This window comes from Ignavibacteriales bacterium, from assembly GCA_026390595.1.
In the GTDB taxonomy this organism is placed as follows: Bacteria; Bacteroidota; Ignavibacteria; order UBA10030; family UBA10030; genus UBA9647.
The window spans coordinates 145,738-169,965 of sequence record JAPLFQ010000033.1 but is presented as its reverse complement, the minus strand read 5'-3'; the positions used below and the strand labels follow the sequence as shown (position 1 = coordinate 169,965).

General features: G+C 52.2%; 21 protein-coding genes and 1 other RNA gene. 21 read left to right on the top strand and 1 reads right to left on the bottom strand.

The features are described from left to right. Positions 1-3: 3 nt before the first annotated feature. The 9 genes from nuoH (at position 4) to NTU47_18235 (ending at position 8,967) form a co-directional block, all read left to right on the top strand. On the top strand, positions 4-1,044 hold the full coding sequence (gene nuoH / locus NTU47_18275) for an NADH-quinone oxidoreductase subunit NuoH (protein MCX6135756.1): 1,041 nt from the start codon (positions 4-6) through the stop codon (positions 1,042-1,044). Next, positions 1,041-1,568, top strand: a complete 528-nt coding sequence (locus NTU47_18270; GenBank protein MCX6135755.1) for an NADH-quinone oxidoreductase subunit I — start codon at positions 1,041-1,043, stop codon at positions 1,566-1,568. Before nuoH ends, NTU47_18270 begins: the two co-directional genes overlap by 4 nt. Positions 1,569-1,727: 159 nt before the next feature. Then, positions 1,728-3,269 (top strand): YifB family Mg chelatase-like AAA ATPase, encoded by a 1,542-nt coding sequence (locus NTU47_18265; GenBank protein ID MCX6135754.1) that lies wholly within the window; start codon positions 1,728-1,730, stop codon positions 3,267-3,269. Between the two features lie 146 nt (positions 3,270-3,415). Then, positions 3,416-4,432: an isocitrate/isopropylmalate family dehydrogenase gene (locus NTU47_18260; GenBank protein ID MCX6135753.1), complete on the top strand. Its 1,017-nt coding sequence runs from the start codon at positions 3,416-3,418 to the stop codon at positions 4,430-4,432. A gap of 56 nt (positions 4,433-4,488) precedes the next feature. Continuing rightward, a complete protein-coding gene (gene dusB, locus NTU47_18255; GenBank protein ID MCX6135752.1) occupies positions 4,489-5,481 on the top strand; it encodes a tRNA dihydrouridine synthase DusB in 993 nt (330 codons plus the stop codon). 14 nt (positions 5,482-5,495) lie between these two features. Further along, positions 5,496-7,232 (top strand): DNA polymerase/3'-5' exonuclease PolX, encoded by a 1,737-nt coding sequence (polX, locus tag NTU47_18250; protein ID MCX6135751.1) that lies wholly within the window; start codon positions 5,496-5,498, stop codon positions 7,230-7,232. A 17-nt stretch (positions 7,233-7,249) separates the two neighbouring features. Beyond that, positions 7,250-7,921, top strand: a complete 672-nt coding sequence (gene nth / locus NTU47_18245; GenBank protein ID MCX6135750.1) for an endonuclease III — start codon at positions 7,250-7,252, stop codon at positions 7,919-7,921. 105 nt (positions 7,922-8,026) lie between these two features. Then, entirely contained in the window at positions 8,027-8,578 is a 552-nt protein-coding gene (locus NTU47_18240) for an HDIG domain-containing protein (protein ID MCX6135749.1), read from the top strand. A gap of 62 nt (positions 8,579-8,640) precedes the next feature. Next, complete coding sequence (locus tag NTU47_18235; protein MCX6135748.1) at positions 8,641-8,967, top strand: rhodanese-like domain-containing protein; 327 nt, start codon at positions 8,641-8,643, stop codon at positions 8,965-8,967. A 42-nt stretch (positions 8,968-9,009) separates the two neighbouring features. On the opposite strand, the gene NTU47_18230 is transcribed toward NTU47_18235, so the two are convergent. Continuing rightward, positions 9,010-10,404: a tyrosine phenol-lyase gene (locus tag NTU47_18230; GenBank protein ID MCX6135747.1), complete on the bottom strand. Its 1,395-nt coding sequence runs from the start codon at positions 10,402-10,404 to the stop codon at positions 9,010-9,012. A 160-nt stretch (positions 10,405-10,564) separates the two neighbouring features. On the opposite strand from NTU47_18230, the gene NTU47_18225 reads away from it, so the two are divergent. The 12 genes from NTU47_18225 to NTU47_18170 all read left to right on the top strand — a co-directional run bounded on the left by NTU47_18225 (position 10,565) and on the right by NTU47_18170 (position 24,220). Continuing rightward, positions 10,565-12,022 carry an FAD-binding protein gene (locus NTU47_18225; GenBank protein MCX6135746.1) on the top strand — a complete coding sequence of 486 codons (1,458 nt, stop codon included), beginning with the start codon at positions 10,565-10,567 and terminating at the stop codon, positions 12,020-12,022. Positions 12,023-12,025: 3 nt separating this feature from the next. After that, positions 12,026-13,303 carry a DNA methyltransferase gene (locus tag NTU47_18220; protein ID MCX6135745.1) on the top strand — a complete coding sequence of 426 codons (1,278 nt, stop codon included), beginning with the start codon at positions 12,026-12,028 and terminating at the stop codon, positions 13,301-13,303. A gap of 12 nt (positions 13,304-13,315) precedes the next feature. Beyond that, the gene (locus NTU47_18215) at positions 13,316-14,173 is read left to right on the top strand and encodes a dienelactone hydrolase family protein (protein ID MCX6135744.1); all 858 of its coding nucleotides are present in this window, start codon (positions 13,316-13,318) and stop codon (positions 14,171-14,173) included. A 43-nt stretch (positions 14,174-14,216) separates the two neighbouring features. Beyond that, positions 14,217-15,575, top strand: a complete 1,359-nt coding sequence (locus tag NTU47_18210; protein ID MCX6135743.1) for a (Fe-S)-binding protein — start codon at positions 14,217-14,219, stop codon at positions 15,573-15,575. Further along, complete coding sequence (locus NTU47_18205) at positions 15,562-16,062, top strand: hypothetical protein (GenBank protein MCX6135742.1); 501 nt, start codon at positions 15,562-15,564, stop codon at positions 16,060-16,062. Before NTU47_18210 ends, NTU47_18205 begins: the two co-directional genes overlap by 14 nt. 64 nt (positions 16,063-16,126) lie before the next feature. Further along, entirely contained in the window at positions 16,127-17,206 is a 1,080-nt protein-coding gene (locus NTU47_18200) for a N(4)-(beta-N-acetylglucosaminyl)-L-asparaginase (GenBank protein MCX6135741.1), read from the top strand. A gap of 8 nt (positions 17,207-17,214) precedes the next feature. Continuing rightward, positions 17,215-18,417: a metallophosphoesterase gene (locus tag NTU47_18195; GenBank protein ID MCX6135740.1), complete on the top strand. Its 1,203-nt coding sequence runs from the start codon at positions 17,215-17,217 to the stop codon at positions 18,415-18,417. Between the two features lie 142 nt (positions 18,418-18,559). Further along, entirely contained in the window at positions 18,560-19,444 is an 885-nt protein-coding gene (locus tag NTU47_18190) for a hypothetical protein (protein ID MCX6135739.1), read from the top strand. An 83-nt stretch (positions 19,445-19,527) separates the two neighbouring features. Continuing rightward, positions 19,528-20,373 carry an LOG family protein gene (locus tag NTU47_18185; GenBank protein ID MCX6135738.1) on the top strand — a complete coding sequence of 282 codons (846 nt, stop codon included), beginning with the start codon at positions 19,528-19,530 and terminating at the stop codon, positions 20,371-20,373. An 85-nt stretch (positions 20,374-20,458) separates the two neighbouring features. Continuing rightward, positions 20,459-20,835: a transfer-messenger RNA gene (gene ssrA, locus NTU47_18180) on the top strand. Between the two features lie 166 nt (positions 20,836-21,001). Further along, on the top strand, positions 21,002-23,428 hold the full coding sequence (locus NTU47_18175; GenBank protein ID MCX6135737.1) for a TonB-dependent receptor: 2,427 nt from the start codon (positions 21,002-21,004) through the stop codon (positions 23,426-23,428). Between the two features lie 114 nt (positions 23,429-23,542). Beyond that, a complete protein-coding gene (locus NTU47_18170; protein ID MCX6135736.1) occupies positions 23,543-24,220 on the top strand; it encodes a response regulator transcription factor in 678 nt (225 codons plus the stop codon). Positions 24,221-24,228 lie beyond the last annotated feature (8 nt).

Here is a 24,228-nt window from a genome sequence, read left to right as displayed (position 1 = left end):
ACTATGGAATCTCTCATTCTCATATCGATTGCCAAGTTCATCACCTTCCTCTCAATCGTTCTTGTGTCTGTGATTTTGCTCGTGTATGCTGAGCGAAGAGTGAGCGCATTTATCCAGAACCGGCTGGGTCCGAATAGGGTTGGACCGTGGGGACTCTTCCAGGGCATTGCAGATGTCGCGAAGCTCCTGTTGAAAGAAGACATCGTGCCAGCAAGCGCGTACAAGCCCGTTCACGATCTGGCCCCGATAATCTCGATTGCTGTTTCGCTGAGCACCTTTGCGATCGTTCCTTTCGGCAATACCATCGAGCTTTTCGGGAGTCAGGTGAAGCTCATGATTGCCGACGTGAATGTGGGGATACTGTATCTTCTTTCCATCACATCACTCGGGGTGTATGGTATCACGTTGGCAGGGTGGTCGTCGAACAACAAGTATTCCCTTCTGGGCGGCCTCCGATCTTCCGCTCAGATGATCAGCTATGAGCTCTCGATGGGACTTTCGATCATTGGCGTGGTGATGGTTGCAGGGACGCTCAGACTTGACCAGATTGTCCTGCATCAGGCCCGGTATATAGGGGGATGGATCCCGGCGTGGAATATTTTCCTCCAGCCTGTTGCGTTTATTACCTTCGTGGTGGCTGCGTTCGCTGAGACAAATCGATTGCCGTTCGATTTGCCCGAAGCTGAGCCGGAACTGGTCGGCGGATACCATACAGAGTACACCGGATTGAAATTCGGGCTCTTCTTTCTGGCGGAATACGCGAACATGTTTACAGCAGGAGCCGTGATTGTCACTTTGTTTCTTGGAGGATGGCATCTTCCCTATGCCGAGTACCTCGGATTGTCACCCTTCACATTGAGCATCCTTCAAGTGCTCACGTTCTGCGTGAAACTGGTCATCGTGCTTCTGTTTTTCATCGTGGTCAGGTGGACGATCCCGAGATTCCGGTACGATCAACTCATGAACATTGGGTGGAAAGTGATGCTTCCCTTGGCCCTGGCGAATGTGCTTGTGACGGGTCTGGTGATCCTGTTGCTTCAATGACGAGAAGAGGAGAGACGAATCAGATGCAGGTGCATGGCAAGATCATTCGGAAGAAGGACCTCAGCGTTTGGCAGAAGAGCTACGTTCCAGAGATTCTGAAAGGGCTTCGGCAGACAATTGCAGAGATGTTCAAGCCGAAATTCACCTATAACTACCCGGAAGAGCGCTACCAGCCAAATGCATCCTTCAGGGGACGCCCAGTCCTCGTGAAGGAAAATGAAGTAGAACGGTGTGTGGCATGCGGCCTTTGCTCGAGAGTTTGTCCGGCTCTGGCGATCGAGGTACAGGCTTCAGAAACCCAGCTTGAGAAGGAACGTTTTCCGGTCAAATTTGAGATAAACATGGTGCGGTGTATCTTCTGCGGCTTCTGCGAAGAGGTCTGCCCGGAAGAGGCAATTGTCATGAGCAAGGAGTACGAGTTGGTTTTTTCGAATCAAGAGGAAGCTGTTTTTGGAAAAGACAAACTTCTGAAGTCCACAGAGGAACTTAAGGACAGACTCGAATTTCTGAGACAATACAGATAACCCTCAAACACCCTACAATCTACAAGAACTGCAATGGCATAACCCCACGGACGCAAAGCACTTCATTCTCCCCGACTCTGATCTAGCGTAAGGGTCGGAACCTCGTTCCAGTTGTCATATCACACCGAAACGACCAGCTGACTAACCTGGGAGGATCCAATGTTCACTCAGGTCCGAAGCGCCGCGACATTTGGCGTGGACGCATATCTCGTCGAAGTTGAGACCAACATTGATGGCAATATCCCGCGATTTCACCTCGTTGGCCTGCCCGATAACGCCATAAAGGAAAGCTACCAACGTGTCTTTGCGGCAATCAGGAATTCGGGATTCCGCTTTCCCGGGCAACGAATCACTGTCAATTTGGCCCCTGCTGATGTCAAGAAGGAGGGATCGGCATTCGATCTTCCCATATCGATAGCAATCCTTTCAGGTTCAGAGCAATTAGCGTGCAAGACGTTGAGTGAATACGTCGTCCTCGGGGAATTGGCTCTGGACGGGGGACTTCGACCAATTCATGGAGCGCTGGTGATTGCTTTGGAAGCGAGAGCCAGAAAAGCCAAAGGACTTGTCCTGCCACATGCCAATGCAAGGGAAGCGGCTCTCGTTGCAGGGCTGGATGTTTTTCCTGTAGATTCACTGCTCGATGCGGTTGACTTCTTCTCAGCTGCAGAAGACTGTCGGCATCCCTTGCGAGTGAGAGCAAGCGAAGTGTTTGCCGAAGAACAGGCCTATGAGCTTGATTTCTGTGACGTGAAAGGGCAGGAAAATGTCAAGAGATCGCTAGAGGTGGCAGCGGCTGGGGGCCATAATTTAATAATGATAGGTCCGCCCGGTTCAGGTAAAACTATGCTGGCCAAACGCTTGCCTGGCATTTTGCCAGCACTGGCATTCGAGGAAGCTATCGAGACAACCAAGATTCATTCTGTGGCAGGATTGCTGCCGGCAGGGAAGGCAATCGTTTCACACCGTCCATTCAGGGCTCCGCACCATACAATCTCGGACTCAGCGCTCGTCGGCGGTGGGACGATCCCGCGACCGGGTGAAATCTCTCTCGCGCATCACGGGGTTCTATTCCTGGACGAGCTGCCTGAGTTTCAAAGAAACGCTCTAGAGGTGTTGCGGCAACCGCTTGAAGATGGAAGAGTTACTATCAGTCGTGCAAAAATGTCAGTTGACTATCCTGCAAACTTCATGCTTGTGTGCGCGATGAATCCATGCCCTTGCGGCAACTTCGGTAATCCTCTCCAAGACTGCACGTGCCACCCGGCTCAGATTCAGAGGTACGTCGGCAAGATATCAGGGCCGTTGCTAGATCGTATCGATATTCATGTGGAAGTGCCGGCGATGCGGTATGGTGAGTTGGTAGCGAAGAAGTCCGGAGAGTCATCGTCAGCGATCCGATCGCGTGTCGTCGGCGCCAGGGAGGTCCAAGCACAGCGTTTTGCGCAGCGGGCCGGCATTTTTTGTAACGCTGACATGACAGCCAAAGAGATCAAGGAATACTGTGCCGTCGACAGCTCCGGATCGGACCTTCTGAAGATGGCGATGAACAAACTAGGATTGTCTGCGCGTGCCTATGATAGGATTCTGAAGGTGGCCAGGACCATCGCGGATATTTCAAGGTCAGATCGAATCGCCGTCGAACATCTGGGGGAGGCGATACAGTACCGAAGTCTTGACCGCAATTACTATTCTGCTTGAACCTTGCCCTCACTGGTTGCCCGGAACCATTGCAGGAACCTTGAGGTTTGGGAGGAGGTGAGGTTTGTATCTCCTCCCGTGTTTTCGTATATTTGATTGTTCAAGCATCTAATCACTCGTCTAAAATTCCGAAGAGGTACTTCACCTTGCACACGATAACCCTTATACCTGGCGATGGCATCGGCCCGAGTATCTCAGAATCAACACAAAGGATAATCGAGGCGACTGGCGTCCAGATTTCCTGGGAGTTTCAGGAAGCCGGGATCCCGGCGCTTGAGAAGTACAAGGATCCACTTCCCCAACAGGTAATTGATTCTGTAGCACAGAACAAGGTCGCATTGAAAGGGCCCTTGACGACCCCGATAGGGACAGGGTTCCGCAGCGTGAACGTTGCTCTTCGCAAGGAGTTTGACCTCTTTATTAATTTGCGACCTGCGAAGTCATTTATCGGTGTCAAATCAACGTTTAAGACCGTTGACCTCATTGTATTTCGAGAGAATACGGAGGAGTTCTATTCCGGCATTGAGCACTATATCGACACCAAGAAAAGTGCAGCGGAGACAATCGGCGTGGTGACAAGAGCGGGATCCGAGCGAATCGTTCGGGCAGCGTTTGAGTACGCCCAGAAGCACAAGAGAAAGAAAGTGACCATTGTCCACAAGGCAAACATCCTCAAGTACACGAGTGGACTTTTCCTGGAAGTGGGAAAGAAGGTCGCTCTGGAGTTCCCAGACATTGAGTGTAACGATCGGATTGTCGATAACATGGCTATGCAGCTGGTATTGAACCCGCACCAGTTTGACATTATTGTCACAACCAACCTTTTTGGGGACATCCTCTCGGATCTTTGCTCCGGACTCGTGGGAGGACTTGGCCTTGCCCCGGGAGCGAACATTGGCTATGATGCAGCGATCTTCGAGGCCGTTCATGGAAGCGCACCGGATATTGCGGGTAAGAACATTGCCAATCCTTGCGCCATGGCTCTCGCAGGGGCCATGATGCTCGATCATTTGGGTGAACTCGGTGCCGCAGCGAAAATACAGGGGGCGATAGCTGAAGTCATACAAGAAGGGAAGAACGTGACGCGTGATCTCAACCCGGACCGCTACATTGGCACTATTGAGATGACCGATGCGATTGTCGACAAGATTGCGACTATGTAGCTGTAGAACGTCGGTAATCAAGATACGTTGGAATAAGAAGGGGATGTAAGGTTCGAATGCGAATTGGCCATATTGACATAGAGAAGCCGATTGTTTTGGCGCCGATGGAAGACGTCACGGACCTGGCGTTTCGCCTCGTCTGCAAGAGACTCGGAGCCGATATCGTCTATACGGAATTCGTCAACTCCGAAGGCCTGATCCGGGATAACTTGAAGACCAAGCGAAAGCTCGAGTTTCGGGAGGAGGAACGTCCTTTCGCCATCCAGATCTACGGTGGAGAAGAGGCCTCGATGGAAAAGGCCGCATCCATCGCGGAGAGCTACGGGCCGGATCTGATCGATATTAACTGCGGTTGCTGGGTCAAGGACATCGCCATGCGCGGGGCGGGGGCGGGACTGCTGAAGAATTTGCCGCAGATGGAAAAGATCGTCACAAGCGTCGTCAAGAACGTGAAACTGCCTGTGACAGTGAAGACAAGGCTAGGCTGGGACTCTGAGAGCATCCGAATTGTGGACGTAGCCAGGATGATCGAACAGACAGGCGCCCAAGGGCTCACAATTCACTGCCGGACGCGCTCACAGGGGCACTCAGGAGATCCCGACTTCTCGTGGATCCCGCACGTCAAAGCTGCAGTCAATATCCCCATTTTTGTGAATGGCGGCCTCGATACTCCGATGAAAATTCGCGCAGTGTTTGACGAAACCGACTGCGACGGTGTCATGATCGCTCGTGCCGCGATCAACAACCCCTGGATCTTCCGGGACGCGAAACACTTCATGCAGGCAGGAGAAATCCTCTCTATCCCGTCGATCGATGAACGTGTGCGTGTTCTCATTGAGCACCTGAATCTATCTATCGAGCTCAAAGGGGAGCGGAAGGCGGTCATTGAGTTCCGTAAGTACTACGCCGGGTATCTGCGCAACCTCCCGAATGCTTCCAGGATCCGGAGCGAACTGATGCAGTATGTCGAGATTTCTCCTATTGTCGATCACATCCTCCAGTACGTTGCCTGGCTGAAATCCACCGAACCTGTTGGTGTTGCAGTCTAGATTCCCCCCCCTTCATGGACAAGAAACAAATAGCTTCCATTCTCGATGCAATGGGGACACTCTTCGAACTGAAAGGAGAGAACCCTTTCAAATGCCGCGCATTTCACAACGGGGCCCGGGTTGTGGACGCGCTCACTGTCGATATCGCACTCCTTGTCGAGTCAGGTGATATTCGCTCCGTCAAAGGCATTGGTGAAGGCCTTTCGAGGGTCATTGGAGAACTGGTTCGAACTGGCTCATCAGCGGAATACGAATCTGTCAAAGCGTCCCTGCCAGAGGGTCTGTTGCAGATGCTCCGTATCACTGGCTTAGGTCCCAAACGGATCAAGATTCTCCATGAAAAACTGAACATCAAGACCGTCGATGAGTTGAAGAGCGCATGCGAGAACCATCGGCTCGCGAAACTCGATGGTTTTGGAGAGAAGACCGAGGAGAACATACTCAAGGGAATTGAGTCGCTCGCGAGGTCGAGTGACAAGCATTTGTATCCTTCTGCAAAGGGCGCTGCGGACAGGATTCTTGAAGTTATCTCCAGACTGCCCGAAGTCAAGCGATGTGAAGTCGCTGGAAGTTTGAGGAGGAAGAAAGAGATTGTCGGAGACATTGATATCGTCGTCAGTGCGTCAGAGAAAAGCCGCAAGAAGATCTTCGATGTGTTTGTCGGGCATGTGGATGTCCAGAGTGTCGTTGCACGGGGGGAAACAAAGTCGAGTGTGGTGCTGAAGTCTGGAATCAATTGCGACCTGAGAATTGTCGGAGACCGGGAGTATCCATTTGCCTTGAACTATTTTACAGGGAGCAAAGAGCACAACGTTGAGATGCGTTCGCGGGCCAGGAAATACGGGCTGAGTCTCAATGAGTATGCGTTCACGGGCATCGAGGGGGAGAAGAAGCCAAACGTCCCTCGGTGCAAGTCGGAAGAGGGAATTTATAAGGCACTCGATTTGGAGTACATTCCCCCTGAACTTCGCGAGAATATGGGGGAAATTGAATCAGCCGAAAAGAGAGCCCTGCCGAAACTGATCGGGGAAGAGGATATTCGCGGGACATTTCACTGCCACACAAACTACAGCGACGGCGCCAATTCCCTCGTAGAAATGGCTGATGCTGCCCGGAAACTCGGGTGGAGTTACCTCGGTATAGCCGACCACAGCAAGGTCGCGGCGTATGCGGGTGGATTGTCTGAAGCGAAAGCAAAGCAACAACAAAAGGAAATTGAGAAACTGAATGCGGGGCTGAAGGGCTTTCGCCTGTTCAAGGGAACAGAGGTCGACATCCTTTCCGATGGTTCTCTCGATTATCCTGACAAGCTGCTTGCCACGTTCGACTACGTTGTCGTCGCGATTCACAGCAAATTCAAGATGACGGAATCTGAAGCAACGAAGCGGATGATCAAAGCGCTCAAGAACAAATATGTGAGCTGTATTGGTCACCCAACGGGTCGATTGCTGCTGAGCCGTGACGGATATCCCATCAACATGATCGAGGTTATCGATGCGGCGTCGGATTATGGTAAGGGGATAGAGATCAATGCTCATCCCTTTCGGCTGGATCTCGACTGGCGATATGTGAAATACGCAAAAGAGAAGAAAGTCCCTATCTTCATCAATCCAGATGCGCACAGCACAGAAGGGTTGAATGATGTCTCGTACGGCGTTGGTATAGCGCGGAAGGGTTGGCTGGAGCCAAAGGACGTGGTGAACGCCTGGGACCTCAAGAAGGTCACGGAATATTTCAAGTCCCGACACTAAAGGATGATCGTTTTGCCATGGACGCTAAAGAATCAAACCAGAAGTTGAAGAGCCGGGCACAGAAGCTCGCGGTCATTCTTCACAAAACCTACCCCGATCCGAAGATCGCCCTCGATTTCTCCACTCCGTTGCAGCTGATTGTCGCAACGATTTTGTCAGCGCAGTGCACCGATGTCCGGGTAAACATGGTTACACCGTCATTATTCAAGAAGTATCGCGCAGCGAAGGATTTTGCGAACGCGAAACAGGAGGAGCTCGAGCAGGAGATTCGTTCAACAGGCTTCTTTCGGAACAAGGCCAAGAGCATTATCGCGTGTTGCAGGACGCTTGTCGAAAAACACGATGGCAAGGTTCCCAAGACAATGGAAGAGCTCGTCGAGCTTGGAGGTGTGGGGCGGAAGACGGCGAACTGTGTCCTTGGCGGTGCCTTCGGCATCAATGCGGGCGTGGTTGTCGATACCCACGTTCGGCGGGTTTCGCAAAGGCTCGGCCTTTCGTCGTTCGACGATCCTGAAAGAATCGAAACCGATCTCATGCAGCTCATTCCACAGGATGAGTGGTTTGTGTTTGGCAACATGCTCGTGTGGCATGGACGGAAAATCTGTGACGCCCGAAAACCTGATTGTCTCAATTGCCCTCTCCGGAAGCTGTGTCCATCAGCGGACGAGTTCCTGAATTCGAGAGCGTAATCCGCAGGAGCTGAATTCTTGAACCAGCGGCGAACGGTCTCTTGCAATTGTGTCGAAATTTGGAGACTTTCACAAAGAGCGTTGCACCAGCAGGAGGATCATCGCATGAATTACCAGGAAGCACTCGACCTCACGCACGAGTACACGAAGAACGAAGCATTGCGGAAACACATGTACGCTGTCGAAGCAGCGATGCGGGCATATGCGCGAAAACTCGGCGAAGACGAAGAGAAGTGGGCAATAGTCGGAATCCTTCATGATTTTGACTATGAAATGTATCCCACCGCGCCGGACCATCCCCTCAAAGGATCCGAAATCCTCAGAGAGAAGGGATACCCGGAGGATGTGCGAAGGGCAATTCTGGGGCACGCAACCTATGCCAATGTGCCCAGGGATACGAAGATGGCGCAAGTCCTGTATGCGTGCGACGAGTTGTGCGGGTTCATCAGCGCATGTTCGGTGGTTCGGCCGAACAAGATCGCCGACCTCGAAGTGTCGTCTGTCAAGAAGAAGCTGAAGGACAAGGCGTTCGCCCGAAACGTGAGCAGAGAGGACATCCAGCAAGGGACGCAGGAACTTGGCGTGGTGCTGGAGGAACACATTCAGTTCGTTATCGACGCGATGAAGGGCGATGCCGCACGCCTCGGTTTGGTGTGAGGTGTGTGTCAGAGTGCGGCCAACGTGAAACGCTGGACAGGAAAGAGATAGAAAAGGGAATCATGGATAATCATTTGTCGGAGATATCGGTTCATCATCTCAAGAGCAGGCTGGATGCCGGTGAAGCGGTCCTCTTGCTCGATGTTCGCGAGCCTTATGAATACAAAATTGCCAATCTCAGCGGACATCTCATTCCACTTGGCCAGCTGCAAACGAAGTTCGTTGAACTCGATGGCGCTCGGGAGATTGTTGTCTATTGCCATCACGGCAACCGCAGCGCGTTCGCGGTGCAGTTTCTCAAAAACCAGGGGTTTGACAGGGTCTTGAATCTGGTAGGGGGGATCGATCAGTGGTCCCGCGAGATAGATCCCAAAATACCGAGGTACTGAACCTGCAGGGGACAGGAAGCTCTGCCCCCTGCTCAGTTCATCTCAACTCAGCTTTTCAAATCTTGCCTGGAAGAACCTCAAGTATTTTGGTTCATATACCATCTTGAGTCCCTTCACACTGTTCCTGTTCTCGAACACGGCCTCGACAGCCTCCGCCGTGACGTCGCAATGTGCCTGCGTATACACGCGGCGGGGGAACGTGAGACGGACGAGTTCGAGCTTCGGGTAATAATGGTCTCCTGTTTGCTTATTGCGGCCGGCCGAAACAATGCCCCGTTCCATTGCGCGGATACCAGATTCCAGGTAGAGCGCAGCAGCCAGAGTCTGAGCCGGGAATTCGATTTGCTTGAGCTGCGGGAGAAATCTCTTCGCATCGAGAAATATCGCATGCCCTCCGACGGGCTGAACAATTGGAATGCCGATGCTCAACAGTTTCTCGCCCACATATTCAACCTGCCCGATCCGGGCCCTGATGTGATCTTCACTCACCGCTTCTTCAATTCCCCTGGCCATCGCTTCCATGTCGCGCCCCGCAAGGCCGCCATACGTATGCAACCCCTCGTACACTACCACCATATTGCGAGCTTCCTCAAAGACTTCCTGCTCATGCTCCTGCAGCGCCAGAAACCCGCCAATGTTCACAAGAAGATCTTTCTTGCCGCTCATAGTGCAGCCATCTGAATAAGAACAGAACTCGAGGAGGATCTCCGCAATTGACTTGTTCTCGAAGCCTGTCTCGCGCGTCTTGATGAAGTACGCATTCTCGATGAGGCGTGTCGCATCAATGATCACCCGAATTCCGTGCTTTCTGCACAGGGCGCGAACCTGGCGCATGTTTTCCATTGACACCGGTTGGCCGCCGGCCATGTTCACCGTTCCCGCAACTGAAATGTAGGGCACCTTGTCAGCGCCGACCTTTTTCACGAGGTCTTCAAACTTCTGGAGATCGACGTTTCCCTTGAAGGGGTGCATATTTAACGGATCGTGTGCTTCGTCGATAATGACGTCGACAAATGTGCCACCCGCAAGTTCCTGATGCAATCTCGTGGTGGTGAAGTACATATTTCCGGGGATGAAGTCCCCCGGTTTGATCAGGATCTTCGAGATGATATTCTCGGCGCCACGGCCCTGGTGGGTCGGTACGAGGTGTTTGTAGCCGTAGTATTGCTGGACCCTCTCCTCGAGGTTGTAGAAATTCTTGCTGCCAGCGTACGCTTCATCGCCCATCATCATGCCTGCCCATTGATAGTCGCTCATCGCATTGGTGCCGCTGTCTGTCAAGAGGTCGATGTAGACGTCCTGCGACTTGAGAAGAAACGTGTTGAATCCCGCTTCTCGCAGAGCCTTTTCGCGTTCCTCGATGGTGGTTATCTTCAACAATTCCACAGTCTTGATCTTGAAGGGCTCAGCCCACGATCGTTTCTTCAGTTTCTCCATGGATTCCTCAATCTTCAGTGATGGATCAAAAACATTTGAAGAAAATTAAATCAAAAATGGTCGAGATACAAGACGGGGGTGTCCGAACATGGGCTGCGCGGGCTTCGCGCTCAGACCTGCACCTTGCTTTTCTTTCCTTGTTGTTCTATCTTGGCCTCAGATGATACCTCACAAAACGCTCACAAAGATACGATCTATCTTCGGCGCATCTGGATTTTTCGATTCGGCGGAAGATAAGATCACCTATTCGTACGACGGAACGCCGCTGCTCAAGCATCTTCCGGATGCAATTGTCAGGCCGGCAAGTACTGAACAGATCTCTAGCCTTCTCAGGCTGGCAAATGAGGAGGGTTTCAACGTAGTTCCACGCGGTTCGGGGTCCGGCCTCAGCGGGGGCTCTATTCCGGTCGAGAACTCCGTGGTGGTGCTGACCAATCATTGGGACCGTATCCTGGAAATTGACGAAAACAACCTCTCTGTGTGGGTTGAACCCGGAGTCATCACGGCGAAGCTCCACACCGCCGTCGAGGCGCTGGGATTGTTCTATCCTCCTGATCCGGGCAGTGCGGCGATTTGCACGATCGGCGGAAATGTTGCAGAAAATGCAGGCGGACTTCGCGGGTTGAAGTACGGCGTCACGAAGAACTATGTCCTCGGGATGGAAGTAATATTGCCGAGCGGCGAACTGATTGTGACGGGGGGGAAGTCGGTCAAAGACGTGGCCGGATACAGTTTGAAGGATTTCCTCATCGGTTCTGAAGGGGCACTTGGAGTCATCACCCGCGTGCTACTGCGCCTCATTCCGAAACCGCAGGCGAGCCGGACGATGCTTGCGTTCTACGGCAGGCTGAGCGATTCGGCAGAAACTGTCTCTGACATCATAGCGTCGAAGATTACGCCAGCCGCCCTTGAGTTCCTGGATAATACGACGATACGCAGTGTCGAAGAATATGCTCATCTGGGTCTTCCGACGACAATCGAATCGCTCCTTCTGATCGAAGTCGACGGCAGGACAGCCGAAGTAGAAGAGGATGCAGCGAAGATCGTCGCTATCTGTAAGCGGCACGGGGCGCTCGATATCAAGATCGCTGCACACGAACAGGAAGCCGTGAGACTCCGCAGCGCCCGCAAGGCTGCGTTCTCTGCATTGGCAAGGGTTCGACCTACGACGATCCTTGAAGATGCCACTGTGCCGCGCAGCGAGGTGGCTCCTATGCTCGAGCGGATCAACCGTATCGCAGCAAATCATAACCTGACGTTTGGAAATTTTGGTCATGCCGGAGACGGGAATCTCCATCCTACGTGCCTCACGGACGAGCGTGACAAAGCTGAGATCCATCGGGCTGAGCTTGCCTTCGAGGAGATCTTCGCTGAAGCTGTGCGATTTGGCGGTACGATCACGGGTGAGCATGGCGTCGGCTTGGCGAAGCTCAAATTCCTCGAAAAGGCGATCGGGGAGCCTGCGATCGACATGATGCGGAAGATCAAGGAAGCCATCGATCCTCATGCGGTGTTGAATCCCGGAAAGATCTTTTCAGTCAGACCCCGTTGTGAAGGTCCTTTGCCGACAAACAGAGATCAAATCAAGAAGTTTGCGGACGCCGGAGCTTTTACCTGATCCGTGCCTACCCCAGCTCGCACATATCCACGCCGCCACGGAGCTTCGAACCATCATCTGATCGACCGCCTGTTCGACGGGAGGGTGTCGAAATCCGATCTCACTGTCGAATCGCTGTTGCTCTCCGGTGAGCACATCCGGCGGTTCACCGCCGAGTTCTGGACGCCGAGGCAGCGCCAGGCATCCTCGCTTCACGAAATCTCGTACCGGGCTTGTTTCAAACCTCAGCTGCCTCGTTTTTTCATAGACCGAATGACCGGGCCGGGTGATGTGGTGTACGATCCCTTCATGGGAAGAGGAACGACTCCTCTCGAAGCTGCACTTCTCGACCGAAATGTGATCGCAACTGATGCGAACCCTCTCAGCCGCATTTTCATGAAACCCCGGCTCAACCCTCCAACGTACGATGCCGTGGAACGTCGGCTTGAACAGATCAGCGTGAGCGGCCGAAGTTCGTCATCCCTTGATCTTTCCATGTTCTATCACCCTCGTACCGAGAAAGAAATTCTTGCCCTTCGGCGATATCTCGCGCGGCGCTCGGCGGCGCGGCGCGAGGATGCAATCGATCGCTGGATACGCATGGTCGCGACGAACAGGCTGACCGGACACTCAAGGGGGTTCTTCTCTGTCTACACACTGCCGCCGAATCAGGCGATGTCAGCCGAAAATCAGCGCCGTGTGAACCGGAACCGAAAGCAGAAACCGGAATACAGGGACGTCAGAGAGTTGATTCTCAGGAAGACGCGATCGCTGCTACGCAATGTCACTGATGAGCAGATGAAGTCTCTTGCGAACATGAGCAGGAGAGCGCGATTTGTGACGGGTGACGCTCGCAGCACTCCCGGCATCGCAGACAATTCCATACGGCTCACCGTGACTTCTCCTCCGTTTCTGGATACAGTCAACTACGCCAAGGACAACTGGTTACGGTGTTGGTTCAACGGCATGGAATGGGAAGAAATAGGCAGTCGGTTGACGGTCGTTCGATCTCTCGATGCCTGGATAGCGATCATATCGGGAGTGTTTCGAGAGTTATACAGGGTGACTTCACCTGATGGGGTGGTGGCATTTGAAGTTGGTGAGATTCGCAAGCGAAACTTGATGCTTGATGAAGTTGTTGTACCAATGGGCATTCAAGCGGGTTTTCGCTGCGCGGGCATATTGGTGAACCAGCAGAAGTTCACAAAAACCTCAAATATCTGGGGTGTTCGAAACAATCGGGCTGGCACCAATACGAACCGGATCGTGCTTTTTCACAAATCTCACTCACCAACCAAATAGGAGGAAGTTCTCATGATCAAATTTCTTGGCCTCGCATTGCTCCTGCCATTCGTCCTGCTGGCTCAGACAGGCAAATCGTGCTGTACGGTCGACGCCACAGCCTCATTTGCGATGTTGGCGAGCGATGCAACATTTCGCGCTGCTCATCTCGAACCAGTCCCTTTCAATTTCGTGGCCGAGCACGGAAAAGACATCACGTTCAAAACGAGTGATGGAATTGAAGGCCGAGCATTTGAAGTCAAAGCGCCGAAGCCCTCAAACGTGTATGTTTTCATGATCCACGAGTGGTGGGGATTGAATGACTACATCAAGCAGGAAGCCGAAAAACTTCAGGGTGAATTGGGTGCAGTGAACGTCATCGCGCTTGATTTGTACGACGGAAAGGTCGCAACGACGCAGCAGGAAGCGGGAAAATACATGGGCGAAGCAAAGGAAGAACGTATCCGGGCTATTATTGCTGGTGCGTTCGGCTATGTTGGACCGAAGGCGAAGGTTGGAACTATCGGATGGTGCTTCGGCGGAGGCTGGTCGTTGCAGTCGGCACTCATAGGTGGCAAACAGATCGGGGCATGTGTCTTGTACTACGGAATGCCCGAGACAGATGTTGAAAAACTGAAGACCCTTCGGGCCCCGGTTCTGGGAATATTCGGGACAAAAGATGGCTGGATCACACCCGCAAAGGTGAAGGATTTCGAAGGGGCCATGAAGAAAGCGTCGAAAAAGCTCGTAGTGAAATCGTTCGATGCAGACCATGCCTTCGCGAATCCAAGTAACCCGAAGTTTGACAAGGCAGCTTCTGCCGATGCACATGCAATGGCCTTGGAGTTCTTCAAGAAGCACCTGGTAAAGACATCCGGCAAGGATATATAACACTGCGTTACCGGCGGGATCGGTTCAAGAGCACGAGAATTCTATGAGTCAGATTGACGCCGCGCCCTCTCCGTTTCACGGCGTGGACATACCGAGTTATGATGTTCTGACGAACTGCATGCACTGCGGCTTGTGTCTACCCACATGCCCCACGTATGCGTTGACCGGCCTGGAGAAATCTTCTCCGCGTGGCCGCATTCGATTGATAAAGGCTGTGGCGGATGGTGACCTGCCCATCACGGATAATTTTGTCCATGAGATGAATTTCTGTCTTGACTGCCAGGCATGTGAAACCGCGTGCCCGGCGGGGGTCAAGTACGGATCGCTTGTCGAGGCAGCCCGGGCCCAGATCTACCGCGGAGGGTACGAAGGTCGGATCTCCGACTTCATCAAGAAGACGATGCTCGAGTGGACATTTCTCAGGCAGGATCGGCTGAAAGTACTCGCATCCTTCATGAGATTATACGAACAAACGGGGCTCAAGTGGTTTCTTCAGAAAACCGGAGCGCTTCGGATGATCTCGAGCAAACTGGACGCGATACAGCCGTTGAGTCCGAGCATCTCTACGCAGTTCTCCAGCGATGTGCTTCCCGAACATATTTATCCTGCCGGGAAGCCTCGCTATCGCGTTGGATTCTTGACTGGATGCATCATGGATGTCGCATTTGCCGATGTCAACATCGACACAATCAATCTCCTGCTGCATCACGATTGCGAAGTAATAGTTCCACGGGGTCAGGCCTGCTGTGGGTCGCTTCAGGCGCACAATGGGAGTATTGACGCGGCCCGGGAGATGGCGAAACACAACATCGAACTCTTTGACCGGGACGATCTCGATTTCGTGATCTTGAATTCCGCGGGATGCGGCGCATACATGAAAGAATACAGCCACGTCTTTGCTGATGATCATGAGTGGTCCGAGCGCGCTCACCGAGTCTCTTCCAAAACCAAGGACATTACGGAGTTCCTTGTTGAAACAGGGTTCTGGCCGAACAAATCAGCCCGCAGAGTGTTTTCCCTCCGTGGAACTATGGCCCCGGTCGGGCCTATGCTTGGGAAGCGTATCTCATATCACGATGCCTGTCACCTCGTGCACACGCAGAAGATCAGTCAACAACCGCGCGACCTCTTGAAAGCCATACCTGGAATTGAATATACAGAGCTGCCTGAATCGAGCTGGTGCTGCGGGAGTGCAGGAATCTACAACGTCGTCCATTATGAAGACTCAATGAAAATGCTTGATCGCAAAATCGCCAACATCGCAACGGTTCATCCCGATATCATAGTGACCGGCAATCCCGGCTGCATGCTTCAGATTCAGCATGGGCTGCGTCAGAAAGGGATGAACGTTCAACTTGTTCATACCGCCACGTTTCTCTGGAGGGCCTGTGAACTCTCCTAAGGTGCTCAGAGCATATCTTTCTGGAGGAATGGAGTTTGCGAAGGGGGAGGGGATCGATTGGAGAATGGACATGGATGGCTGGATCCAAAAGAACCTGCAGCACACGGTCTACAATCCAAATGTCACGAGCGAGGCATTTCTATCCCGGAAGTTGCCCAAAGGCAAGTTTCGCGACTTGAAGCTCCAAAACATCGATGTCTACATGGATCTTATCCGCGAGCTCGTGGACATGGACAGCTACGAAATTGCGGAGAAGACCGATTATGTAGTTTGCTACTGGGACGAGAGTGCACAGCGCGGGGCAGGCACTACCGGTGAAGTAACGCTGTGCCGATTCACAAGCAAGCCCGTTTACATGGTCACCAGGATGCCCCTTGCGGAAATTCCGGGGTGGGTGCTTGGCTGCACTACCAAAGTGTTCGGGTCGTTCGATGACCTGAAGGTCTTTCTGCTGGTCAAACATACTGCCGCCCGCACGGCCAGCTAACGATTTCTATAGCGATTCTACAACGACTCCACGATGTATCGATACATGACAGGGAGGACAAACGATGGATAGTGCAATGAAACGCAGAGAATTCTTGAAGTCGGCAACGATGGCAAGTGCTGCCGCACTTGTGGCAAATTCTGTCTCCGCCGTTGGCGAGATTCATGCTCAAAGCAAATCACCCGTTCGGCCTGTTGTCATTTCAAGCGCAAACGGCCTGCAGGCGACTGCGCGGGCTATGGAACTCATCCATCAAGGTGCCGACGCCCTTGATGCAGTCATTGCGGGCGTCAATATCGTGGAAGATGACCCAAATGATAACAGTGTAGGCTTGGGCGGATTGCCAAATGAAGAGGGAATTGTGGAATTGGACTCTTCAGTGATGCATGGTCCCTCGGGGCGCGGTGGTGCGGTCGCATCCATTCGTAATATCAAGAATCCATCTAAGGTGGCGAAGTTGGTGATGGAACGGAGCGACCATGTGCTGTTGGTGGGAGAAGGAGCCCGCAAGTTTGCCGTAGCTCATGGGTTCAAGGAGGAAAACCTGCTGACGGACGAGTCGAGGGAAATCTGGCTCAAGTGGAAGGAGACGTTGAGCAATCAGGATGACTGGTTGCCACCGCACGACATCAATACGATTGATATCGGCGAAGGACCCAGGAAGTACGAGCGTATTACCGGCACGATTAATTGCGATGCCGTGGATTTGAAGGGAAATGTCTCTGGCGTGACAACGACGAGCGGGCTCGCCTTCAAGATCCCTGGGAGAGTGGGAGATTCACCGATCCTTGGCGCAGGCTTGTACGTAGACAACGAGGTTGGGGCGGCCGGTTCCACAGGCAGAGGCGAAGCTAACCTCCTTGCGTGCAGCAGCGTGATGATCGTCGAATTCATGCGACAAGGCAAGTCGCCTGAAGAAGCATGTCTGATGGCGTGTAAACGTATCGCAAGCCAGACCAAAGAGAGGCGGCTGCTCGATGCAAAGGGGCGCCCGAATTTCAATGTCAATTTCTACGCTATTAGCAAGAATGGTTCATACGGGTCCGCGGCTATTTGGAGCGGCCCGAAATTCGCAGTGAACACCGGAGAGAAGGAGAGCCGATTGGAGAATTGCGCTTATCTCTACACGAGGGAGAAGAAGTAGCCCCCAACATGCCTTGGACACTCGTCGCAGTACTTGTCATATCTCTGCCTCTTGCAGCAATCAACTACTTCGTCGGCAAGGGGATCTTCGGTGCGTTGGTCCAGCTGACGACATGGAACCGCGGTCATTTGAAGCGGGCGATTGTGGGTATTCATGTCTTTCTCAATGCCCTGCCAGCCGCATTCTTTGTCGCATTTCTCGTCATGGGCAGAAGATCTGTCCCAGCGTTCTCGGGTGACAGCATCTTCCTCGACATTCTATTGAGCTATCCCTTCTGGATCGGCTTGGTAGTCATGTTCCAGTTGATGATCTTGTTCGCTCTCCTCGCTATCATCGGTTCCTCACTCGTTAGACTGGTCCCGTCTCTGGCGAATTGGTGGATCAGGCGGAAGCCGGTAGCCGTCATCGGGATGACCGCTTTGGTTTCAGTGTACTCTCTTGTAGTGATTGTTCGAGATACCTGGACGGTCAGGATCGTGCACCAGGAGATCGCGTTGCCGGCAGCATTGAAAAATCTGACTGGTTTCCGGATAGCGGCAATTTCCGATGTGCAGGGGGATGGGAGAACCACCAAGAATGACCTGCAACGCTATGTGGGGAGAGTGAACTCTCTGAATCCGGATCTCGTTCTCTTTGGGGGCGATCTCGTCACATCTGGGACGCGTTATATCGAATCCACGGCCAGGATCATGGCCGGACTGAAATCGAGGTTCGGTACGTTTGCCGCGGTTGGAGATCATGATCTCTTTTCCGACAAGTCCATGGTGGTCGAAGCTCTCACCAGGGCAGGTGTAAACGTCATCGAGGATAGCACGGTGACCATAGATTCCGATTCCTGTCGTATTGCGCTATCGGTATTCACCTATACCTACCTGAAAAAGCCCGAAAGAAAGCGACTTGAAGGGAATTCAAGTGAAAAGAGAGGGGAATACCGAATAATGCTGGCACATCAGCCAGCCGAGGAACTGGTTGATCTTGCCACTCGTAACGGCTTCAATCTCATGGTGGCAGGACATACTCATGGAGGAGGGATCGCGTTCGGAGTTCCCGGTTTGTTCTTGCTGGCTCCCGCACAATTGGAATCGAGGTTCGTAAGCGGCCTGTTCTTGCTTGGTAGTATGAACCTGATTGTCACAAACGGACTGGGCTTGACACTCGCTCCAATCCGATTTCACGCACTGGCCGAGATAGTCCTGATTACGCTGAGATAGCTATCTCCAGAATTGTCGCATTGGCAGGCCAGACTTTTCAGTTTGGAAGTATGACCATTAGTCTTTGTCATCGTGTTAGATATACGCAATAGTCTGTCGTGATACTTGAGTAGTATTTGCTCCTGCAGGGAAGAAGGGTATGATGGCTTCATTTGTCGATGTGAGCGAAAGATCGGTCATCTCTCTGACAGGTTCAGAGAGCCTCGACCTTATCCAGAGAATCTCCACGAATGATGTTTCATCGCTCAAGGTTGGTCAGTGCATCCAGACAGTCCTTACCAATGAGAAGGGAAAGATCGTCGATGTTCTGAACATTCATAGGCCAGACGAAGCAACCTTGCAGTTGTTTGGACAAGTGCAGCCTCCTGCCCCCCTAATCTCCTGGCTTGAGAAATACATTGTAATGGAAGACATCAAAGTTGATGATCTAACTCCTTCATTTGCACAGTTTGTATTGCATGATAGTGACAACATAGATTATGCTCACCTGACTTCAACTTTGTCAGCAGGTTGCATTGTAGCGATGGAGTCCTGGGGCAACAACAGGCTGGGTCGGGTTATGAGTCCGTTGTCTGCACGGGAGTCTACCGAACAAATTCTCAATGCAGGCGGTCTGGTCCGAAGAACGCCACAGGCGTTCAGCGAATTCCGCGTTCTTAACGCGATCCCCGCTGCAGGCGCAGAACTTACACTTCAGTATAATCCGCTCGAGGCCGGGCTTGGCTCTCTGATCTCATGGACGAAAGGGTGTTACATCGGCCAGGAAGTGATTGCCAGGCTCGATACTTACAAGAAAGTTCAGCGGCGAATTGTCAAATTGCGCATTTCAGATATGCCAGCCGAACTTCCCGTGTCCTTTTTCCATGAGCAGGATGAGGCGGGTGTCATTACCAGCACGGTCAGTATTGGATCCACGGGTGAGAAGCGCGGGATTGGCTACCTGAAGCTGGCGGGTCACAACCCACAGAGAGATTACTTTTTTTTGAAAGATGGGCTCAAGGTTTCGCTCCAAATTGTCGACAATTAGACAAGATAGGGCCATGGTTATGCTTAGAGTGGAATTATCATGAGATTATGCTAACACCTTTACACCAAAGGATCAAAACTCTGATGCCAAATCAAAAACATAAACCTGTAAAAGCATACAATAATCCGGACTTTCTGAATAGCCCGGACGCGAGAGTCATACGGCTTATCTCCGAGTTTCTCGAACCTGCGAGACGATTCAAGTATGAGGGAATTCGCGACACGATCGTATTCTTCGGCTCAGCGCGTGTTCTCCCGCGCTCAAAAGCGATCCATCGCTTCAAGGAAGTATCCAGGAACGTTCACAAAGGCCGTCCACTGACAGCGAAGGTCAAAAAGGATATCGAATCTGCGAAAGTAGATCTGGATATGTCCCGCTATTACGAGGACGCAGTGAAACTGGCCCAGCTGCTGACCAAATGGACAAAGCGGCTTCATCAGAAGAACAGGTTCATGATCAGCTCCGGTGGCGGACCCGGAATCATGGAAGCTGCGAACAAAGGGGCGAAACTGGCTGGAGGTCGCTCCGTTGGACTTAATATCAGCCTTCCGTTTGAGCAGAACTCAAACCCTTACATTCCTGACGAACTGAACTTCGAGTTCCACTATTTCTTCATGCGAAAGCTCTGGTTTGTGTATCTCTCGAAGGCGATGGTGATGTTTCCAGGAGGATTTGGGACATTCGACGAAGCGTTTGAAGTGCTGACGCTGCTTCAAACACACAAGCTCAAGAAGAAAGTCACCGTGATTCTGTATGGCAGGGAATACTGGCAAAAGACCATCAATTTCGAGAACCTCGTTCGCTTGAAGCTGATCAGTGCCGATGACTTGAAGCTCTTCCGGTTTGCCGACACCCCTGAGGAAGCATATGAGCATCTCGTCAGGGAAATCAGGAAGAACTATCCCGGCGAAACCAGCGAAATGCCTTAGGCTTTGCCGTCAATTGAGTATCTGCCGATAAAATCGTATATTGTTGGAGCCTCAACCGACAATCAACTCCTCACCTGCATATCCTGGGGGTGACCTGGATTCGACGGGGATGAGGAAGCTCAGAACTGCGTATCGTGGTCTCCGTGTCCACGCTAAAGAAGCGGTAAACACTCAAGTGCCAACTACAACTACGCACTGGCTGCTTAATTAAATTAGGCAACCCGTTCCCCCGTTTCTCGCCCATTGGGGGCGGGGAGAACGTCGAATAAGATGGGCTAGCGTGATTCTGTTTCGAAGGGAATCGCGCGAAATCCTGCCACAAGCGGGATCTACTTAGGATAGCACGTGGCCAATCCTGTCTGCCGGAGTTTCCTTGTGCGAACCTTAAAAGGCAGGCTATGTACGTAGAAGTTTTGAGAGTCTTCGCTTCGGACCGGGGTTCGACTCCCCGCACCTCCACGATCTCGGCCTTCGCCTCGAAAGCGAAGGCCTTTTTTTTATGAGCGGGGAGGATGATCCGCTCTCTGGTGAATTGAATCCCAAGGTCTTTTTCATCTTCCTTTCATTTCCGATGGTTATATTCTTCCCAAGTAGATTCTCGACCTTTCACTTGTTTTCACGGACCAATATGCCATACCCGGTGCGAATCCTGTATCTGATCTGTTGCTTTCTGTTGTTCACTGCCTGTTTGTTTCCTCAGAACCAGCGTGGTACAACCATTTCCGGCAAGGTGGTTGATGAAGTGAGCGGCCGGCCCATGGAGTTTGTGAACGTTGTGGTCCGCAACGCTGCCGACAGTACCGTCGCGGCAGGAACGGAGACTGACAGCAAAGGAACCTTTGTCTTTCAAAATATCCCTGAAGGTGAGTATTTCTTGAGGATGAGTTTTGTCGGCTACCAGGAGAACGTCACGCCGACTCACAGAATAGGCGCCCAAACCAGCACATGGAATCTCGGGGTCGTTCCACTGAAGGAAGGATCGGTGAAGCTCGACGAAGTGCTCATCACAGCACAGAAGGCCCTCTTCACGAATTCGATTGATCGAAAAGTGTACAACATCGGTCAGGATATCATGAGCAAGTCCGGCTCCACAAGCGAATTGCTCCAGAGCATTCCCTCCGTCGAAGTGGACATTGACGGCAACGTCAGCCTCAGGGGTTCTTCGAGCGTGCTGATTCTGATCAACGGTAAGAGCTCGCCCCTGATGGCGAAGAGCAGCGCCACGGTCCTGCAGCAGATGCCGGCAAGTTCCATCGAGAGAATTGAGCTGATCACCAATCCGTCTGCGAAGTACAAGCCCGACGGGACGTCCGGCATCATCAACATCGTTCTGAAAAAGAATGTCAGCCTGGGAACAAACGGCGCTATCACAGCGAACATCGGCAACAACAGCCGGTACAACGGAAACGTCCGGCTGAATTACAACCCAGGCGATTTGAACCTGTTCGGAAGCTACAGCCTACGCCAGGACAGCCGGAACCGTATCACCATGGACACTCGGTTGCAGAAAGACGTAAGTGGCGGATCGACATACTACCAGGAAGACCTCTTGTCAGATGCCACACCTCTTTCCCATATGGCAGCACTCGGGCTGGATTATGCGCTCGATGCTTCCACGAGCGCTGGAATTTCAGGCAACTACTTCTACAACGGGTTCACCAGGCTCGAAAACGCGTCAAAAGTCGTTCAGGATCTGCTTGGAAGAAACATCCAAGTGTTTGGACGAAACAGGGTGGATTATGAGTATGAAGACGAATATGGTTTCAAGATGTTCGCGGAACACAAGTTCAAGAAGAAGAATCAGAAGCTTCGGCTAGAGATAAACGGTTCAAACGCCCCTGAGCAGGAAGACAATCACTACACTGATATTTCTACGTTTCCTCCTGCCCCGGATCAACACGACAACAGCCTGATCAAGCAAACTGAGCGAAAATTCGAGACGACGTTGGACTACTCAGATCCGCTCTCGGAGGATGCAACGTTTGAGACGGGATATGCGGGAGAGATGAATCGCAGGGACATGGATTTCTACTTTGAGAACTACAGCGCATCGCTTCAGCGATTTCTGAAGGACAACTCAAAGTCGAACCGGTTCATCTATGATGAGGCGGTGCATGCGTTCTACGCTACGTATGAACGGTCGTTTGGTGACTTCGGTTTCATGGCGGGACTTCGGGCGGAAGGGTCATTCATCAAGTCCAACCTGGTCACATTGGATTCCACAATCACAAACAGCTACTTCAGCGTGTTTCCGACAGTTCACCTGACGTATGCACTAAGCCCCGCGAGTGAACTCCGGCTCAGCTACAGCAAGCGGGTGCGCAGGCCGGAAGGAGATGATCTCAATCCGTTCCCCGAATATCGCGACCCGAGGAACATCAGCTCAGGGAACCCGAAGCTCAAACCCGAGTATGTTCATTCACTCGAATTTGGGTGCAAGTTTGAAACGGATTTGTTTTCCGTTCTTCCGAGCCTGTACTATCGATACACATATGACCGTTTCACCTCGATCACGCAGCTCATCAATGACACGACGCTCCTGACAACGCGCACAAATCTCTCCAACGACCGGTCTACCGGCATTGAGGTCATACTCTCGGCCGACCTGGGAGACATAGCTTCCGTGCACGGGAGCACGAACGTTTTCTTCAATCAAATAGACGCATCCAACCTGGGTTACGGACAGAACAAATCTGTCACTACCTGGAGCGGCGCACTCACGGTCAGCGTAAATGTAACCAGGTCTTCGATGATGCAAGTGAACTCCAATTACAGTTCTCGGAGGCTTACTCCGCAGGGTGAATCCCTGCCCAGTTACGTCGTGAATATGGGTATGCGGCAGGAACTGATCGCAGGCAAGCTCAGCATAACTGCCACCGTGGCCGACGTTTTCAAGTCGTTGAGGCGCGAGAGCTTCCTGGATACTCCATTGCTCCATCAAAACCTTGTTAACAGGCGGGATTCCCGCATTGTCTATGTTGGTATCACCTATAACTTTGGCGCACCGCCAAAGAAGCAGAAGGAAGAATCGTTGCGATATGACGACAGTATCTGAGATACTGCTTGGAGAGCAACCCGTCTTGTTCCGGCGAATGCAAAATCAGACAAAAAGCTATACGTTGTTACACGTGCGTTTACCGTCTACAAATAATGACACGCTGAATTTCACATGAGAATCCTGCTCATCGAAGACGACAAGAAAATCGCTGCTGTGTTGAAGAAGAGTTTGAAGGCCGAGGGGTTCGCCGTCGACGTCGCGTACGATGGCGTGGCTGGAGAGGAACTCGCTGTCATCAATGAGAATGACGTCATTCTCCTGGATGTTCTCCTCCCAAAACAGGATGGATGGACGACATGCCGCAGGATTCGTGAGCAGAAGGTGCTGACCCCAATACTGATGTTGACAGCGCTTGATGACGTCGAAGACAAGATCAAAGGGCTTGATAGCGGCGCAGATGATTACCTGGCCAAACCATTCCACACCGGAGAGCTCCTCGCGCGCATTCGATCGCTTGCGAGACGAAGGACTGAAGTCCGGTCCACCGATATCGAGATGTTTGGGCTTCGGCTTGAAGTAAAGACGCACAAAGCCTTCCGCGAAGGGAAGGAGATCTCGCTGTCGGCGAAGGAATTCGCTCTGCTCGAGCTGTTCATGATGCATCCACACGAGATTATTTCACGCCAGAGGATATCAGAGCATCTCTGGGATATGAACTTCGAACCCCGAAGCAATGTGATTGAATCCTTCGTCAAGTTCCTGAGGCAGAAAGTGGACAAAGGCCATGCGGCTCCCTTGATTCATACCAGCCGGGGAAGCGGCTATGTGTTCTCTGATCGAAAGCCCTGAACACTCCA

What these genes read in the sequence shown, in the direction of transcription:
- NTU47_18230 (MCX6135747.1), bottom strand. Translation starts at nt 10,404, where the DNA reads ATGGAGAAACTGAAGAAACGATCGTGGGCTGAGCCCTTCAAGATCAAG.
- NTU47_18190 (MCX6135739.1), top strand. Translation starts at nt 18,560, where the DNA reads ATGGCTTCATTTGTCGATGTGAGCGAAAGATCGGTCATCTCTCTGACA.
- nuoH (MCX6135756.1), top strand. Translation starts at nt 4, where the DNA reads ATGGAATCTCTCATTCTCATATCGATTGCCAAGTTCATCACCTTCCTC.
- dusB (MCX6135752.1), top strand. Translation starts at nt 4,489, where the DNA reads ATGCGAATTGGCCATATTGACATAGAGAAGCCGATTGTTTTGGCGCCG.
- NTU47_18195 (MCX6135740.1), top strand. Translation starts at nt 17,215, where the DNA reads ATGCCTTGGACACTCGTCGCAGTACTTGTCATATCTCTGCCTCTTGCA.
- NTU47_18225 (MCX6135746.1), top strand. Translation starts at nt 10,565, where the DNA reads ATGATACCTCACAAAACGCTCACAAAGATACGATCTATCTTCGGCGCA.
- NTU47_18175 (MCX6135737.1), top strand. Translation starts at nt 21,002, where the DNA reads ATGCCATACCCGGTGCGAATCCTGTATCTGATCTGTTGCTTTCTGTTG.
- NTU47_18240 (MCX6135749.1), top strand. Translation starts at nt 8,027, where the DNA reads ATGAATTACCAGGAAGCACTCGACCTCACGCACGAGTACACGAAGAAC.
- NTU47_18215 (MCX6135744.1), top strand. Translation starts at nt 13,316, where the DNA reads ATGATCAAATTTCTTGGCCTCGCATTGCTCCTGCCATTCGTCCTGCTG.
- NTU47_18185 (MCX6135738.1), top strand. Translation starts at nt 19,528, where the DNA reads ATGCCAAATCAAAAACATAAACCTGTAAAAGCATACAATAATCCGGAC.
- NTU47_18210 (MCX6135743.1), top strand. Translation starts at nt 14,217, where the DNA reads ATGAGTCAGATTGACGCCGCGCCCTCTCCGTTTCACGGCGTGGACATA.
- NTU47_18265 (MCX6135754.1), top strand. Translation starts at nt 1,728, where the DNA reads ATGTTCACTCAGGTCCGAAGCGCCGCGACATTTGGCGTGGACGCATAT.
- NTU47_18270 (MCX6135755.1), top strand. Translation starts at nt 1,041, where the DNA reads ATGACGAGAAGAGGAGAGACGAATCAGATGCAGGTGCATGGCAAGATC.
- NTU47_18170 (MCX6135736.1), top strand. Translation starts at nt 23,543, where the DNA reads ATGAGAATCCTGCTCATCGAAGACGACAAGAAAATCGCTGCTGTGTTG.
- nth (MCX6135750.1), top strand. Translation starts at nt 7,250, where the DNA reads ATGGACGCTAAAGAATCAAACCAGAAGTTGAAGAGCCGGGCACAGAAG.
- NTU47_18200 (MCX6135741.1), top strand. Translation starts at nt 16,127, where the DNA reads ATGGATAGTGCAATGAAACGCAGAGAATTCTTGAAGTCGGCAACGATG.
- NTU47_18235 (MCX6135748.1), top strand. Translation starts at nt 8,641, where the DNA reads ATGGATAATCATTTGTCGGAGATATCGGTTCATCATCTCAAGAGCAGG.
- polX (MCX6135751.1), top strand. Translation starts at nt 5,496, where the DNA reads ATGGACAAGAAACAAATAGCTTCCATTCTCGATGCAATGGGGACACTC.